This is a genomic window from Hyphomicrobium sp. MC8b (genome assembly GCF_905067615.1).
Classification (GTDB): Bacteria; Pseudomonadota; Alphaproteobacteria; order Rhizobiales; family Hyphomicrobiaceae; genus Hyphomicrobium_B.
Map to the genome: position 1 here is coordinate 3,079,994 of NZ_LR898465.1, position 15,495 is coordinate 3,095,488.

The 15,495-nt window shown below is 61.7% G+C and carries 12 protein-coding genes, 2 tRNA genes and 1 pseudogene; 8 read left to right on the plus strand and 7 right to left on the minus strand.

The features are described from left to right. Positions 1-56 precede the first annotated feature (56 nt). Positions 57-4,115 (minus strand): Pls/PosA family non-ribosomal peptide synthetase, encoded by a 4,059-nt coding sequence (locus ACLB1Z_RS14955; RefSeq protein ID WP_409560553.1) that lies wholly within the window; start codon positions 4,113-4,115, stop codon positions 57-59. Beyond that, on the minus strand, positions 4,042-4,953 hold the full coding sequence (locus tag ACLB1Z_RS14960) for a 4'-phosphopantetheinyl transferase family protein (RefSeq protein WP_409560554.1): 912 nt from the start codon (positions 4,951-4,953) through the stop codon (positions 4,042-4,044). The genes ACLB1Z_RS14955 and ACLB1Z_RS14960 overlap by 74 nt, the downstream gene beginning before the upstream one ends. Before the next feature lie 72 nt (positions 4,954-5,025). Between ACLB1Z_RS14960 and ACLB1Z_RS14965 the strand changes: the two genes are divergently transcribed. The 3 genes from ACLB1Z_RS14965 (at position 5,026) to ACLB1Z_RS14975 (ending at position 6,529) form a co-directional block, all read left to right on the plus strand. Continuing rightward, positions 5,026-5,157 carry a hypothetical protein gene (locus ACLB1Z_RS14965; RefSeq protein WP_409560555.1) on the plus strand — a complete coding sequence of 44 codons (132 nt, stop codon included), beginning with the start codon at positions 5,026-5,028 and terminating at the stop codon, positions 5,155-5,157. Positions 5,158-5,160: 3 nt separating this feature from the next. Continuing rightward, positions 5,161-5,913, plus strand: a complete 753-nt coding sequence (locus ACLB1Z_RS14970; protein ID WP_409560556.1) for a M23 family metallopeptidase — start codon at positions 5,161-5,163, stop codon at positions 5,911-5,913. 70 nt (positions 5,914-5,983) lie between these two features. Beyond that, complete coding sequence (locus ACLB1Z_RS14975; RefSeq protein WP_409560557.1) at positions 5,984-6,529, plus strand: VOC family protein; 546 nt, start codon at positions 5,984-5,986, stop codon at positions 6,527-6,529. 52 nt (positions 6,530-6,581) lie between these two features. Here ACLB1Z_RS14975 and ACLB1Z_RS14980 read toward each other — a convergent pair whose 3' ends face one another. After that, a complete protein-coding gene (locus ACLB1Z_RS14980) occupies positions 6,582-7,718 on the minus strand; it encodes an NAD(P)/FAD-dependent oxidoreductase (protein WP_409560558.1) in 1,137 nt (378 codons plus the stop codon). A 168-nt stretch (positions 7,719-7,886) separates the two neighbouring features. Between ACLB1Z_RS14980 and ACLB1Z_RS14985 the strand changes: the two genes are divergently transcribed. Next, entirely contained in the window at positions 7,887-8,423 is a 537-nt protein-coding gene (locus tag ACLB1Z_RS14985; protein WP_409560559.1) for a hypothetical protein, read from the plus strand. A 23-nt stretch (positions 8,424-8,446) separates the two neighbouring features. On the opposite strand, the gene ACLB1Z_RS14990 is transcribed toward ACLB1Z_RS14985, so the two are convergent. Next, positions 8,447-8,521 (minus strand) — tRNA-Gln (locus tag ACLB1Z_RS14990). A gap of 294 nt (positions 8,522-8,815) precedes the next feature. Here ACLB1Z_RS14990 and ACLB1Z_RS14995 point away from each other — a divergent pair. Then, positions 8,816-8,892: transfer RNA gene (locus tag ACLB1Z_RS14995), tRNA-Pro, on the plus strand. Between the two features lie 168 nt (positions 8,893-9,060). Here the strand turns inward: ACLB1Z_RS14995 and ACLB1Z_RS15000 are convergent. Both ACLB1Z_RS15000 and ACLB1Z_RS15005 read right to left on the minus strand, forming a co-directional pair. Next, on the minus strand, positions 9,061-9,261 hold the full coding sequence (locus ACLB1Z_RS15000) for a hypothetical protein (protein ID WP_409560560.1): 201 nt from the start codon (positions 9,259-9,261) through the stop codon (positions 9,061-9,063). Continuing rightward, entirely contained in the window at positions 9,258-10,739 is a 1,482-nt protein-coding gene (locus ACLB1Z_RS15005) for a DUF2793 domain-containing protein (RefSeq protein WP_409560561.1), read from the minus strand. Before ACLB1Z_RS15005 ends, ACLB1Z_RS15000 begins: the two co-directional genes overlap by 4 nt. A 270-nt stretch (positions 10,740-11,009) precedes the next feature. Between ACLB1Z_RS15005 and ACLB1Z_RS15010 the strand changes: the two genes are divergently transcribed. The 3 genes from ACLB1Z_RS15010 to ACLB1Z_RS15020 all read left to right on the plus strand — a co-directional run bounded on the left by ACLB1Z_RS15010 (position 11,010) and on the right by ACLB1Z_RS15020 (position 14,525). After that, positions 11,010-12,017: an NAD-dependent epimerase gene (locus tag ACLB1Z_RS15010; protein ID WP_409560562.1), complete on the plus strand. Its 1,008-nt coding sequence runs from the start codon at positions 11,010-11,012 to the stop codon at positions 12,015-12,017. Between the two features lie 234 nt (positions 12,018-12,251). After that, positions 12,252-13,526, plus strand: coding sequence for an FAD-dependent oxidoreductase (locus ACLB1Z_RS15015; protein ID WP_409563282.1), 1,275 nt, complete (start codon positions 12,252-12,254; stop codon positions 13,524-13,526). 90 nt (positions 13,527-13,616) lie between these two features. Next, the gene (locus ACLB1Z_RS15020; RefSeq protein WP_409560563.1) at positions 13,617-14,525 is read left to right on the plus strand and encodes an MBL fold metallo-hydrolase; all 909 of its coding nucleotides are present in this window, start codon (positions 13,617-13,619) and stop codon (positions 14,523-14,525) included. Positions 14,526-14,655: 130 nt separating this feature from the next. On the opposite strand, the pseudogene ACLB1Z_RS15025 reads toward ACLB1Z_RS15020, so the two are convergent. Then, a pseudogene (locus ACLB1Z_RS15025) lies at positions 14,656-15,417 on the minus strand (DUF1499 domain-containing protein); the annotation flags it as partial. Positions 15,418-15,495: the final 78 nt, after the last annotated feature.

Genomic DNA, 15,495 nt, shown 5'->3' on the forward strand with positions numbered 1-15,495 from the left:
AGTCAAGCGTCAATCTGTGGCTCGGATGACCGCCAAGCCACAGAGAGAGGCTGCCGCTATGCAGAGAGCGGCAGTAACTCGATGTGTTGCTTGGCCTGTCGCCGCGAACGAGACTCTTGTGCACGGAAACCTGCGGCTGTGGACAACTTAATGATGGCCGCATCGATGTCGGCGGGTTGCGAGACCAGCGGTTCACATGGGGTGCCATGCCAGCGGGTCGCTGCAGGCAGCACCTCGCCTTTCATCAGCACCGATAGAGCGCCGAGGCTCGAACCGTCGTGCATCTGGGTTCCGTAGAGAACGACGCCCATGTTGCCGACGCTGCAGCCGTTGCCGATCTTGATGCGCTCAGCCTTGAAAACGCGATCCTCGAACAGGTGGTTCTGAACGGTTGCGCCGAGGTTCAAGCAGGCCCGATCGCCGATTTCGACCAGGTCGAACTCGGAGAAGAGCGTCGTTTCGAGATAGCACCACTTGCCAACCTTGGCGCCCATGAGCCGCAGACAGGTGGCGACGAACGGCGTGCCGAGCAGCGGTGTCATGGCGGCTGCGGCGTTCATCTCGAACACGCCGTTGACGAGTTCGTTGTTCCAGATGAACCGGGACCACAGCGGCTTGACGGTCGGGCGGATGCGACCGACGACCAGCCACTTGACCAGCGCCGTCATCAGCACCGAACCGGCGGCAAGAGCCGTCGCGACAAGCGGAATGCCGGCGATCACCATCCACAGCGGCAGGGAGCGGAACCCAGCGACGAGATAGGCCGCAAGCCCGACGCCCTCGGCCATCATGATGAAGCTGGGCAACAGGATACGCATTGCGTCGGTCAGCGCCCGCGCCACGATCATCTTTCGCGTCGGCGCAAAGATCTCGGCGTTGTTGAAGCAGACGTTGCGTTGCGTATGCGGCAGTTCGAAACCGGGCGAGCCCAGCCAACGCGTGTCGTCGGGGACAACGTTCGTATCCGACGGCGGCGTCGAAGCGACGCCGATCAGCGTGTTGTTGCCGATGGTGGTGCCGCCCGGCACGAGCGCGCTGTTGCCGATGAAGCTCTTGGCGCCAATGCGGACAGCGCCGATCTCGACCACGTCGCCAAAGACGCGCTGGCCGCCGACGAGGCAAGCATCGGCGAGGAAGCTGCCCTCGCCTACTTCGAGATGATGCGGCGTGATGTGCGCAACGGTCGAGACTTCCGATCCGGCGCCGATCTTAGCACCGAGGGCGCGCAGGAACGACGGGCAGTAGATCGTCGCATAGAGCGGCGACAGGATCGTCTTGGTGTTTTCGAGCAGATAACCCTCGAACCAGTGGCGCAGATACTTGACGCTATAGAGCGACATGGTGCCGGCCGCGACGGGACGGATAATGCGAACCATGTCGATTGCGCCGAACGCGTAGCTCAGGATGCCGACAGGCACGGCAACGAATGCCGCGACGATGCCGCCGACCGGACCTGCATACCAAAGACCGGCCGCGATCAGCACGATCGAGGGGACCATCGTCGCAAGAAGAAAATAGCCCATCGCATAGATCAGCGCGAGGTGCATCAGGCCGAAGGCAATGCGCTTCAGCCGCGGAGCGCGCACGCGCTTCGCTTCCGGCACGACGACGGCCGATAGCTTCGCAGGCGAGCCGCGGCGGCATTCGTAGCTTGCCATCTCGGTGCCGTCTGGCAGCAACGACATGTCATCAAGACGAGCGCCGTCGCCCATTCTGGTGTTCAGCCCAAGCGCGCAGTGCATGCCGACGAAGCAATCATTGCCGATCGAAACGGGCGCGATGATGAGATAGCCGTCTTCGACGCGATAGCCGAGGATTTGGCTCTCGACGCCGACGCTCGTACCGCTGCCGATCGACACCATATCGAAGGCACCGCAGAGCGGTGTGCAGATCGTCACGTCGCGGCCGATCTTGGCGCCCATGGCGCGCCAGTAGAGGCTCATCAGTGGCGTGCCGGAGAACATCTCGGCCCAGCTCAGCGCCTGGAAGCGCGTGACGAGCCACCAGCGGAAATAATAGAAACTCCACAGCGGATAGCGGCCCGGCTTGTAGCGGCCGATGACGATCCATTTCAGCGCGATGCTGCCCAGCAGCATGCACGGCCAGATCGCGAAGCCGACAATGGTCGAAATCTGCGCGGCATCGACCCAGTTGACCTTGCCGTCGATCACGGCGGTCACCATCAGAATGGCGTAGGCGATCGGCGCAACGAGGATGGCGTAATAGATCGAGATACTGACAGCCTGAAGCGCAACCGTCGTCCAGCGCATCAGCGGGTGGACGCTCTTGAAGGCATCCGTACCGGCGTTGTCGTTGCCGGCGGCGTTCTGGCCTCTGGCGTCGATGCGATCCTTGAGGACGGCCGCCAAGCGACGCACCGTGCGATGCTCGTAGAAATCGCGGACCGAAAGCTGCACGCCATCGATCTTATCGCGCAGGAAGCTGGCGCAGCGCGACGCCATCAGCGAATGGCCGCCGAGATCGAGGAAGAAGTCATCGGTTACGGAGACGTTGCTCAAGCGGAACGCTTCGCTCCAGGCGGCTTCTACCTGACGTTCGAGATCGTTCGCGGGCGCGACGATGTCCTTATGGCCTTTCAGCAGCGATTTCGGCGCGGGGAGGCTTTTGCGATCCGCCTTGCCGCTCGGCATCATCGGCATCTCGTCGATGACATCGAGATACTGCGGCACCATGTACGCGGGCATGCGGCGACGAAGCAGCTGATCGACCTCGGCGCGATCGAGATCGTCGGCGGCGCAATTCGCGACGACGTAAGCGGCGAGGTCCTTCGTTTCGCCGCGATCGATGACGGCGACGGTCGCCGCCTTGATCTGCGGATGCTCCATCAGCACCGCTTCGATCTCGGACAACTCGATGCGAAAGCCGCGGATTTTCACCTGATCGTCGAGGCGTCCGAGAAAGAACAATTCTCCGTCCATCCCCAACCGAACGTGGTCGTAGGTGCGATAGAGGCGGTCGTTGCATTCCGGCTCGATGGTGTTGGCGATGAAGCGCTGCGCGGTCAGGGCTTCGAGGTTCATATAGCCGCGGCCGACGCCGGCGCCGCCGATGAACAGTTCGCCGCTCTCGCCCGGATGCACCGGCTTGAGGTTTTCATCGAGAACATATGTCGAATACTGCGGGATGGCCTTACCGATGGCGACGGGCTCACCGCTGACGCACTCGTGCCACGTCGCGACGACGGTCGCTTCCGTCGGGCCGTAGGTGTTGAGCATACGGCGGCCGGGCTTCGCCCAGCGCGCGACGAGCTCGTTCGAGCAGGCTTCGCCGCCGAGGATCAGCGTCGTGACGGTGGGAAGATCGTGGTCGATCATCGCCAGCATCGTCGGCACCGTGGAATAATAGGTGATGCCCATGTCATCGATGAACTGGGCAACATCCACAGGCGAGCGCTCGACGTCTTCGGTCGGAACGATCAGCGTGCCCCCGCGAGAGAACGCAGCCCAGATTTCTTCGACGGACGCATCGAACGCCGTCGAGAAGCCCTGATAGACGCGATCATCCGCCGTGACACGATAAACGGTCTGCAGCGATTTGACGAAGGCGACGACGTTGCGGTGCTCGATCATGACGCCCTTGGGACGGCCCGTCGAACCCGACGTGAAGATGACGTAGCTCAGCGCCTTGTTGCTGATCTCGGCGTCGACGCGCAGCACCTGTGCGGACGGCTGCGCTGCGAGTGCGCGCTGCTCGCTGTCAAGACGGAACAACGGCGTTTCAAGCTTGCCTTCGATCTGATCGGCAAGCGCGTCTTCCGTGACGATGGAATGCAGGTTGCCGTCTTCGGCGATGGCCTGGATGCGCTCCTGCGGCGCGCGCGGGTCAATCGGCACGTAGCCGCCGCCCGCCTTCAGGATGCCGAGGATGGTCGCGTAAAGGCGCGGCGACTTCTTCAGGTAGATGCCGACGAGAACGTCAGGCCCGACGCCTTTTTCAATGAGATAGTTGGCGATGCGATTGGCCGACTGGTCGAGTTCTTCATAAGTCAGCATCTCACCCGCGAATTCAACCGCCGGATGGTCAGGTCGCCGCCGAACCTGCGCCTCGAAATAGTGATGCAGCAGCCGCGGCTCCCGAGGGCGCGCGGTTGTCATCGGATACAAATTTGGCTCGTGAACGGCCACGGCATTCCCCAATCAACTGACGCCAAAAGGCGCCTTTCTTCTTGGGGTCGCGGATGGCGACGGCCACGGAGAGAAGCTGCCCTTGGCAGTTAACGATCCACGTTTGAAACGATGCCGCCGCCTGGCGGGACATATGTCCCGGCAAGAGGCAATCGTTGCGGGGATCGAACGCAACTTCCAACAGGTCAGCAATTCCGGTGCCAAGCATCTTCAAATACGACTCTTTCAGCGTCCAAAGCCGGGCGACGGTCCGTTCGCGCTCGTGAGCCGGTAAAGCATTAATGGCGGCGCGTTCCGTCTTGGTGAAGACATCGGCCAGCCAATGCTCAGTCGTGGGAATAGCGGCCGCTTCGATATCGATGCCGACCTCTTTGCTCGCGGAAACCACGATTATTGACGCTATCTCGGTGTGTGAGCAGCTGAAGTTCAGCGTATCGGGGCCATTCGTCAGGACGGGCTTGCCGTTCTCCGTCCGACCGAAGCGCCAGGCGTGCGGAGCGACCGTGCCGCCAACCATTTCGCTCAGCGCGGAGCGCAGCACGGCCCGCGTCGTTAGCGAGCGGCGGCGCATGGCGGCGTCACGAATATCGGCAAACTCGGCGGCATCGTCAGCGGTCGTCGTCGCACAATGACCCGCGCCCGTCTCAGAGCGGTGCGGCACGTACCAGATCCGGACACCGGGCGAAATTTCCTGACCCGAGACAGGGTTGGCGCATTCCGAAACGCGGCGTGCCGAAACGCTCCGGCCGCCCTCACCGCGGTAAGCTAAAATTGGAGCAACACTTGCAAGGAATTCGAAACCAAACACTGGGCCGGCCTTTCTGGCGCAAACACAGTGCGGTGTTCTGCAAAGACCAGCCCATTAAGGGACCGATAACGAATGACCGATCAAATTGCTCATATTAACGTAAATGCGGCAGCCCGCCCTGACGCCATCGCGATGCCGCTCGTTGCGGCCGATACCGAAGAGACTTGCGGGGCCTTGCGCGTCCGCCATCGGATCGCGATGTAGCTCATGCTTTCACTGACACGACGATTTGTGCCGTTCGCGCTCGGGTGCCTGGCGCTCGCCGTAATCGCGAGGGCAAACGCTCCGCAGGACGATCCGCAAATGGCGATGAAAAAAGGCTACGGCGTCAAGCCGACCGGGTTGAAGCCGGTCTATCCGGACGACTTCAAATGCTCGCCGATCACGTCACCCTATGCGACGTGGATCGACGTCGACGGTACGCGGCGCGACGAAGTCCACACCGGCATCGATGCCGGGCGGCTCGGTGACTGGATCGTGGCGCCTGCGTCCGGCACGGTGCGCGCTGTCTGGAAGGCCGACTGGAAATGGGGCCGCGAGGGCGCGCTGCTCATCCGGCACGACCGGCGCGACGTCAACCTGTCCGATGGCCCGAAATATTACTATTCCGAGTTTGATCATCTCGATTTCGACGAAATCAAGCATCTCAAAGAGGGACAGCGCGTCGAACGCGGCGAGCGTCTGGCTCGCGTGACACGGCCCGGCGGCAACCCGAATTATCTGCCCGAAGTCCACTGGGAAGTCTGGGAAGTCGATGACGATCAAATCAGCTGGCGTCCCAACCGTTACGGCGCCGAAGACTGGTGGAACGGGACCGCTGCGCTGATCGATCCGCTTTACATGTTGGGTCTCAACGACCCGCCGAAAGACGGCAACGTAAAGATCGTGCCGTTCGTCAAAGGCAGAGATTACGCAGGCTTTCGCGGCTTCACCTATATTCTCCAGTGCGTCCCGAAATAGCACGGTTACGCGACTTGGCACTTCAATTGCTTCGGGCCTGATAGATTTTATCCGATCCAGGAGTGAAGCAATGTCCCGTACTCTTTCGCGTTCCAGCCACGGCGTCGCCGCGGTCTTCTCTGTGGCGCTCGCCGCGTGCGTTGCGATGCCGGCTTTCGCCGAGAGCCCGACGGCACCGGCATCGAGCAGCGATAACGGCAGCGTATGGTGGAGCGAGCTCGTCAGCGCACATCCCGACAAGGCCCGCGATTTCTATGCGAGCGTCATCGGCTGGACGCCGAAGATCGTTTCGGCGGACGACAACTCGCGGCCGCCTGCGCCGGGCGAGTCCGAGTACACGCTTTTCAACGCCAACGGCTCCGAGCAGGCCGGTCTTACGAAATATGAAGGCAAGCCGAACGATCCGCGTCCGGGCTGGGTGACGTACATTCAGGTCGGCGATGTCGATGCCGCTGTTTCCGAAGCCATCAAAAAAGGCGGACGCGTATTGAAAGCACCTTCCGACGTTGACGATGTCGGCCGTCTCGCCATCATCGAAGATCCCGACGGCAACCCGCTTGGCCTCTATGCGCCGGAACCGAAGCAGGCAGCGGACGCGGACGACGCGAACCACTAAGTCGCGTGCGGCGCGAGGCTCGCAGCAGGGTGTGCGGGCCTCGCGTTTTTCGTCACGCGTCGAGCAATTGCGCGACGTGCGTCGCGATCGCGAGCGCGGATGTGAGGCCGGGGCTTTCAATACCGTAAAGCGCGACGAAGCCCGGAACACCGTGCCGCTCGACGCCATGAAACTCGAAGTCGGCCGGGGTCGAACCTTCGGCGTACATCTTCGGGCGGATGCCGGTATAGGCAGGCATCAACGCGCCCTCAGGCAGCGACGGCCAATAGCGCTTGATCTCTTTTGCGAACGTCTCGCGGCGCGCATCGGCTGAGACGAACGCATAGTCGAGATCGTTCTGCCAATAGACGTCCGGGCCGAAGCGCGCCGAGCCTGACATATCGAGCGTGACGTGCACGCCCAGCGCGTCGGGCGACGGCATCGGATAGATCAGATGCTTGAACGGCGCTTTTGCAGCTAGCGAGAAGTAATGGCCCTTGGCGGGAAAAAGGCCGGGCACGGCGTAACCGGCGTTGCGATATTCGATCATGCGGCCGATGCGCGAGGCGCCAAGACCTGCGGCGTTGACGAGGCGCATGCATGAAAGCTCAGAGACATCGCCTGCGGAGGATATCGAGAGGCGAAAGCCATCGCCCGATCCGGCGGATATGCCGACGACTTCGGAATGATACGCGATCTCGCCTCCGGCGTTGAGCAATCGCGCTTCGAGCGCAGCCATGAAGGCGTGACCGTCGATGATGCCGGTGGACGGCGACAGAGTTGCAGCGACGCAGCGCACATCGGGTTCGAGGCGGTGGACTTCGTCCAGAGTCAGCCGTTTTAGATCGGGTACGCCGTTCGCCGCAGCTTTCGCTTCGATGGCTTCGAGCTGCGCGATTTCGCTTTCGACCGTCGCGACCAATAGCTTGCCGCAACGATGGACCGGCACATTGTATCTCGCAGCAAACGCGTAGAGGCGTTCGCGGCCCTCGACACACAGCTTGGCGCGCAACGAGCCCGGCGGATAGTAAATTCCGGCGTGAATGACCTCGGAATTGCGCGACGACGTTTCAGTACCGAACGTGCCGTGACGCTCGACGACGAGCACATTCTGCCCTGCTTCGGCAAGCTCGGCTGCGACGGCCAATCCGACGACACCGGCGCCGATGACAACCGTCTCGAAATCGCTTGCCGCCTCTGATGCCGCCATGTCCGAAACGTCTCTCGCTGCCCCGCGAATGCTGGATGCGTGGTATGGGATCGCGGCTTTACGCGCAACTGTGATGGATGCACCCTTCATCAAGGGTTGATTGGCAACATCGATCGGGGCATCTCCATCCGGCGTCTCCGGAGCCTCAAACGAGCTTAGCGGCCTGCCATGCCAGTCATTCACACCCGACGGTCCGTGCTCCTGCTCTCGGCTGGTGCCGCGGCGGTTCTCCTGGCCGGTATCGCGATCGCGCGCTTCGTCCACGAACCCACCGCGCCGCCGCAAAAGATCGCGGCGCAAAGCCCGGCCCCCACGCTCAATTGCGTATTCTACGATTTGACGCACGCGAACATCGTCGTCAGCTTCGATTTTGCCGTCGCCTTTCCGGATGGTGCGCCGCCCCGTTTCGATCTGCGCAGTCAAGCGACGCGCGACGGCAACCAAATCTTCAATGCCGGTGAGCGCCCTGTCTGGACCTATGCGTTCGACGACGACGGAGCGCCGACGGTCACCTCGCCAGACGGCGCCATCCGCATCGTGCTTTTTGCTTTAGAGCCTTCCGCGCGCGGGGTTGCGTTTGTCGATGCGGGTCTGCGGAGCAACGAATTTCGCAATCTCGACGGCAAATGCCGGCAAAGCGATTTCGGCGACAGCGGCCATGCTTCGGCATTTCGTGTGCCGACAGGCGATGCGGCGCAGAAATAGCGATTATCGCCGCTGCAAACAGTTGGCTGGGATGGGAGGGTTCGAACCTCCGAATGGCGGAATCAAAATCCGCTGCCTTACCACTTGGCTACATCCCACCAGCGCGTCAGGAGAACCGACGTCCGAAGCGTCGGCGGAGCGCACCATAGTCAGTCGTTTGCGACTGGGCAATGGCGCGCGGCAAAGCGCACCATCGGATTCACAGACTCGATGCGATGGCGCGCCGCAGCGGGCAAGCTTCGGCGGGCTTCCATCAGGAAGTTGCATGAGGCATCTCAAAAATTCGGTGTTTTGAGACGCTTGCGGTACGGGATCGAGGCCGCTATAAGCGCGTCTCCTAGGCGCTCGACACGGCGCCCAGGAAAGCCTAAATGCAGGCATAGACGGTCGGGCGGAGCGTAGCGCAGCCTGGTAGCGCACTTGCTTCGGGAGCAAGGGGTCGGAGGTTCGAATCCTCTCGCTCCGACCAGTCTTTTCAATGGGTTAGCGAGTTAATCCGCTAGCCGTGCCCCGGAAATTGTCGCAAGAAATCCTGTTTTCGGCGACGCTGCGTGAGACGTTCGCGCTGGCGATACGCTGCGTCCCGCTATGCGGGGGCGGCGCGAACAATCCAACAGGGCGCGCACGGCTCACTGACTTATTCGCTCGGCGCGGATAGTCCGAGCTGCGCCAAGGCCGCCTGCAAGTCTTCGAGCGAGGGCACCACGGTAATCCGGCCCTCTTGCGCCTCGGCGACATACGCGCCGGCCGCGCTCGACCAGTAGCGGCTCTGATCCGCGCCGATCTGCCAGAACCAATCCCGGATCACGAAGACTGGCATATCGAAATCAGTCATCATACCTGCTGGCCTCCGGTGGAAGACACGCCATTGACGTTGCCGGGGAAGTAGGTCGAGGCCGAACCGGCGCCGAATGTATTGATCACGCCGTTGACCGACACGTCATAGCGGCGGCCCGTGGACGATCCGCTGAAGGTCACGCCGTACAAGGACACCTGCCCGCCTTGGTTGCTGACAAACGAGGTGCCCCAAGCGGGCGTGCCCGTGATTGTGAGCACACTCGTTGGGATCGAGATCAGGCCGTAGGACAGTGTGAGGAGATGGCCCTGCGCAGAGCCCGAGAGCGTAAACGCTTCTCCTGAGGGGCAGCTGATTGCGCCCGCATTATCGGCACGCAAGTGGAAGGCGCTCGCCGCGCCGAACTCGATCTTTCCATAGCTGATGCGGCCGCCTTGCGTCGCCTGAAGGCAGTTGTTGCCCGATGACGTCAGCTTGAATCCGCGCACGGTGAGAGAGGTGCCCGAGCCTGCCACGGTGATGCATGCGCTCGTGGTCGATATGACGACATTGGACGGCGTTGTTGCGTCACCGAGAAGCGTAACGGCGCCTGCGCCAACTTGCGGCGACGATACGCTTAGGCTCTGCGTCCACGTTCCGGCTTGCACCTGAATGGTGACGTTGAAACCGAAGAGATCGAGCGTGCCGTAGACGACGTCGAGTGCCTTCTGGATCGTCAGAAATGCACCGCCCGATGTGTTCGCAAGACCGTTGTTGCTGTCGGAACCGTCCGAGCGGACGTAGTAGGTGCGATTGGCGGTCAAGACTTCGCGCGGACCGCCAGTCACCGGGAAAGTGAGCCTGCCGGTGTTACGGTCGATCTTGAGCGCTTCGTACCAACTTGCGCCGTCAGGACTCACCTTGAAATGAAAATCATCATCGCCGGCGAGCCCCATTTCGGCGCGGCCGGAATAGTTCGTCTGGTAAAGCACGGATGCAGTGTCGCCCGCTGCGTGCTTGTTGATCTTCTGCTGGTGGCCGTTGCCCGCATTATCGAAGAGGCTGGCCGGGCTTTTCAGCGTGAGACGGTTGGTGGTGTCCGCGGTCGCGTTGATGCCGACGTGGGCGAGATCATCGAGTTCTGTGATGTCGCCCGGATCGCTGCCGCCGTCTCCGCCGGACGTGAACGCCGCCCAGGCTCCGGCCGAATAGATCGCGAGTTCATGGTCGTCAGTAACCCATGCGAGCCACCCTTCCCGCGGCTCGTAAAACATCCAGGCGCCATCTTGGAAGGCTGCGATCTTCTCGCTCTGGCCGCTCCAGTCGCCCGTCGCCGCCGCGGCGACGAGATAGCGGCTGCCTTCGCCGGGACTTGCGGGCGGCGCGGCCAGCGAACGGCTTTCGACCGCGAGTTGCACAAGACAATCGAGAGCGCGGATCGCTTCGTTGTGCGTGACGTGCTTCTGCGCTTGGGACGGCAAAATGTAAGGCAATGCGAGGTTCGGCGTATCGGTCATCGTCGCGCGTTCGTCCGTTGTCATGCTCCCAGCATGAAGATACGGGCGGGCGAAAGGGCGGGGATAAGTTTTTTGTTTTTTATTTTGTGCTAGCGGCCGGCTCCCGGGACGGGAGTCGCCAGCACCGATAAAAAGCTAGCCGGCCGCTGGCGCGGCCTTGGTGAGATGCCAGAGGATGACATCTGATTGCTTTCATTTACTGCTTGCCGCCAGTGCGATTGACAGCGACACCGGACTCTCTAAACCGGGCGTCGTTTCAGGCTTGGCGAGAAATTCGCAACGAGGGCTGCCGCAATGAAATTTCTGGTGACCGGCGCCGCTGGCTTCATCGGCTTTTGCACGTGTCTGCGCCTGCTCGAACGCGGCGACGAAGTGGTCGGCATCGATAACCTCAACGGCTACTACGATCCGGCGCTGAAGAAAGCGCGCCTCGTCAATCTCGGCGGCAGGCCGGGTTTTTCATTCCTGCATCTCGACATCGCGGAGCGGAGCGCTATGGCGGAGGTTTTTCGCGTGCAGCGCTTCGACAAGGTCATTCACCTCGCGGCGCAAGCCGGCGTGCGTTACGCCATGCACAATCCGCACGCGTATATCGACTCCAACATCGTCGGGACGCAGAACGTTCTCGAAGGCTGCCGCCACAATGACGTGAAGCATCTCGTGATGGCGTCGTCGAGTTCGGTCTACGGCGCCAATACGAAGATGCCGTTCAGCGAGCACGACAACGTCGATCATCCCGTCAGCCTCTACGCCGCGACGAAGAAGGCCAACGAGCTTGCGGCGCATTCCTACGCGCATCTCTATCGGCTTCCTATCACGGCGCTGCGCTTCTTCACCGTTTACGGTCCATGGGGACGGCCGGACATGGCCTACTTCAGCTTTACGAAAAAGATCCTGGCAGGTGAGCCGATCGAGATTTTCAACGGCGGCGATCATGCGCGCGACTTCACCTATATCGACGATATCGTCGAGGGCGTCTTGCGAACGGCTGATAAGATCGCCGCGCCCGATCCTAACTGGGACAGCAATGCGCCCGATCCCGCGACATCCGATGCGCCCTACCGCGTTTACAACATCGGCAACAACAAACCGGTGGCGCTGATGGATTTCGTGGCAGCGATAGAAAAGGCGACAGGGCGCGAGGCGAAGAAGACATTTCTTCCAATGCAGCCCGGCGACGTTGCGAAGACATTTGCAGATATCGACGATCTGGTGCGCGACGTCGGCTTCCGGCCTTCGACATCGCTCGACGACGGCATCGCACGGTTCGTTGCGTGGTACCGGTCGTATTACGGCGTTTGATTTTTAGACGCGAAGGCGGCCATTAGACAACAAGCAGCAAGCTCGATGGTGCCGCTTGACTGAATCCCGGCCTGAGCCGGGATGACATGAGGGAAAAAATCACGGCCACCTGAGAACAAGCGAATCCCTTCGAAAATATACAAATTTGGCTACCTGCTTCCGAGCGCCTATCTATATTGCGAACAACGGCAGCTTTTCGGGATGAGGCCCATGGCCCAAGACGTCGGCTACGACATGACTGAGGGTACAAAATCCGCCGGACTTGCGAATGCGGAATCTCGTTCTGCGGCAGATCAAAACATCACCACCGCCTGCGCCATCGTCGGCGGCGGACCGGCGGGGATGATGCTCGGCCTGATGCTGGCGCGTGCGGGCGTCGATGTGACGGTGATCGAAAAGCACGGCGATTTTCTGCGCGATTTTCGCGGCGACACCATTCACCCTTCGACGCTGCAAGTCATGCACGAACTCGGCCTCGCCGACGAGCTTCTGAAACTACCGCACACGGAAGCGCGCTCGCTGCATGCCGAGATCGGCGGCAAGGACATCACTATCGCCGACTTTTCATGGCTGCCGACGAAGAACCGTTTCATCGCCTTCATGCCGCAATGGGACTTTCTCGATTTTCTCGCGCGCGAGGCGCACCGGCATCCGAACTTCCGGCTGCTGATGCAAACGGAAGTGACAGATCTCATCATCGCGAACAGCAATGTTGCGGGCGTTCGCGCGACGTCTCCGGATGGCGCACTGACGATCCGCTCGTCTCTCGTCGTCGGCGCGGACGGGCGCAACTCGATCGCGCGAACGCTCGCGGGCCTGGAGATCGAAAGCTTCGGCATCCCGAGCGAAGTGCTGTGGATGAAGTTCTCGCATCTGGCGACCGATCCGCATTACACGATGGGCCACGCCGGGCCGCGCCAAGGCTTCGTGATGATCGACCGCGGCACTTACTGGCAATGCGGTTATATCGTGCGGCGCGGCACGTATGCCGATATTAAGGCGGGCGGTATCGAGGCTTTCCGCGCCATGGTCGCAGCGGTGTCGCCGCTGCCGGAGGATCGCGTGCAAGAGCTTGCCTCCTTCGACGACGTGCACCTCTTAAGCATCCGCATCGACCGGCTGAAGCAGTGGTGGCGGCCGGGGCTTCTGTGCATCGGCGATGCGGCGCACGCGATGTCACCGATCGGCGGTGTCGGCGTGAACCTTGCGATTCAGGATGCGGTCGCTGCGGCGAACATCCTTGCAGGTCCATTGAAAGACAGACGCTTGTCGGACCGGCATCTGGCGGCAGTGGAGAAGCGGCGCACGTTTCCGACGAAAGCGACGCAAAAAATTCAGCTCATGATGCGTAGCGACAAGCGCAAGCGCGAAGCCGATGCGGCGACGCGCTCGGGTCCGCCCGGTTTCATCAAGGGCATCGCCCGTTGGCCGATCCTCGCGCACCTTTCGGGACGGTTGATCGGGCTCGGTTTTCGGCCCGAGCATGTGCGGCTGAAAGCGCAGCGTTAACCTGCGGCGAATTTCGGGGTATTCGTCGTTCGCCCGAGTTTTCTATAACCCGGCGCAATACTGAGGGCTTACGCGAGAGGTTTTGGGGGCTTGGACTCTCTCAAATTCAAAACGGAAATGGTATTCACCTATGGCGAACCGTCGCCGATGGGGCCGGGGATCGTTCGCCTCGTCGCGCCCAACCCGAGCCCGCTGACGCACAAGGGCACGAATACCTATCTCATCGGTTCGACGTCGCTTGCGGTGATCGACGCGGGTCCCGATAGCGATGAGCATCGCGCGGCCATTCTGAAAGCCGCGGCCGGGCGACCGATCACGCATATCCTGTCGACGCACGCACATCGCGATCACGTCGACGGCGTTGCGAAGCTCAAGGCCGAGACTAGCGCGCTGGTCGCTGCCTATGCGCGCGATCCGGAAGCCGGACGCGTTGCGCTCGAAAATTCACCCTCGGGGCGCTACTTCGTCGATTACGATTTCGAACCGGACATTCCGCTCGCGGGTGGCGACAGGATCGAAGGCGCCGACTGGGGTCTCACGGCGATCCATACGCCGGGACACGCGCCGGATCATCTTTGCTTTGCCGTCGATGGCCGCCGGGTCGTCTTCTCGGGCGATCACGTGATGGCGTGGAACACGACCGTCATCGCACCGCCCGAGGGGCGCATGGCCGACTACGAAGCGTCGCTCGAAATTCTGCTCGATCGCAACGACGACGTTTTCCTGCCGGGTCATGGCGATCGCTTGAGCGAGCCGCAGCGAACCGTCAGAGCGTATCTGCTGCACCGGAACTGGCGCGAGAAATCTGTTCTCGATGCATTGACGGGCGGTGCTACGACTATTCGTCGAATTGTGCCCCAGGTCTATCGCGACCTCGCGCCCCAGCTGATCCCGGCCGCGACGCTTTCCGTTCAGGCGCACGTCGAATATTTGATCGAGAAAGGTTTGGTCGCTTCCGATCTGCCTTTGACGCCCGACCGCGACCTTTCTCGGCTTTAAGCTTGGCCTTTCGCGCCGCCATAGCTTCCTTGTCAGGATCGGGGACGGAGGCTTCGAAGCGCGCCGCGACTTCCTTCAAAATCGTGCGGACATGGTCGGCGTTGCGGCCGAAGTCGGTCGGGCCGTAGCGCGACGCGGACCTGACGTCGACGCGCGCGCTTCTGTCGTCGTCGCTGCCGAGCACGCGAATAACGATATCATCGATCAGGCCCAGGACTTGCGTGTGCTCGGAGAGCTCGATGAAGCCGGGAGAGTCGTCCTCATCGTCGGGCGGGACTTCAAGCGTCGGCTTAAATTTTAATTTATGAAGCGCCTGCAGAACGAGTTCGTAAGTCTCATCCGTGGCGCGCGGAATGGTCAGGCTTTTGAGATCGGGGTAGTCCTGGCGCTGGAGCGCGGCGAACCGCTCACCGTCATAGCTGATCGGATTGGTCTCGGCTCCCCGTTCCTCTTTCGCCATCGTGAACTCGGGCGGCTCGGCGAGGTCGGTCGTCACGTCGTAGAGTGCGGGATAATGCAGGCTCATGGCCCAGACCGCGACCGGCACGGCAAGAATGCCGAGGCCCACGATGGCGCCGACGAAGACACGCGCGGACCCAGGCCTGCCCGTCACCCAGATATCGAGCCCGGCGACGAGGGCCATCAGCAGCGCCAGCGCCGCGCCCGCGACCAGCAGATATGCAATCGTGAGCGCGACAGGCGTCTGCAACAGCGACACACGATGTAGCGCCGCCGTCACGACCGCTGCCGCAGCGCAAAAAATCGCAATGCGGCTCGTCCACATCGCCAGGAACGAGGGAGGCTCGCCGACAGCATAATAAATGCGCGACGAACGATAACGATCGCGCGGCCGCCTTTGCGTGCGGCGTTCGTCGATACGATCCGTCACCATTCGCGACCCAAACGCTCCCGTCCCCGAACTCTGATACGTCCCGCCTTCTCTACCCTAACTCGTTCGTTTTTGTGATTC

What these genes read in the sequence shown, in the direction of transcription:
- ACLB1Z_RS14955 (WP_409560553.1), bottom strand. Translation starts at nt 4,115, where the DNA reads ATGACAACCGCGCGCCCTCGGGAGCCGCGGCTGCTGCATCACTATTTC.
- ACLB1Z_RS14965 (WP_409560555.1), top strand. Translation starts at nt 5,026, where the DNA reads ATGACCGATCAAATTGCTCATATTAACGTAAATGCGGCAGCCCGCCCT.
- ACLB1Z_RS14970 (WP_409560556.1), top strand. Translation starts at nt 5,161, where the DNA reads ATGCTTTCACTGACACGACGATTTGTGCCGTTCGCGCTCGGGTGCCTG.
- ACLB1Z_RS14975 (WP_409560557.1), top strand. Translation starts at nt 5,984, where the DNA reads ATGTCCCGTACTCTTTCGCGTTCCAGCCACGGCGTCGCCGCGGTCTTC.
- ACLB1Z_RS14980 (WP_409560558.1), bottom strand. Translation starts at nt 7,718, where the DNA reads ATGGCGGCATCAGAGGCGGCAAGCGATTTCGAGACGGTTGTCATCGGC.
- ACLB1Z_RS14985 (WP_409560559.1), top strand. Translation starts at nt 7,887, where the DNA reads ATGCCAGTCATTCACACCCGACGGTCCGTGCTCCTGCTCTCGGCTGGT.
- ACLB1Z_RS15000 (WP_409560560.1), bottom strand. Translation starts at nt 9,261, where the DNA reads ATGATGACTGATTTCGATATGCCAGTCTTCGTGATCCGGGATTGGTTC.
- ACLB1Z_RS15005 (WP_409560561.1), bottom strand. Translation starts at nt 10,739, where the DNA reads ATGACAACGGACGAACGCGCGACGATGACCGATACGCCGAACCTCGCA.
- ACLB1Z_RS15010 (WP_409560562.1), top strand. Translation starts at nt 11,010, where the DNA reads ATGAAATTTCTGGTGACCGGCGCCGCTGGCTTCATCGGCTTTTGCACG.
- ACLB1Z_RS15015 (WP_409563282.1), top strand. Translation starts at nt 12,252, where the DNA reads ATGACTGAGGGTACAAAATCCGCCGGACTTGCGAATGCGGAATCTCGT.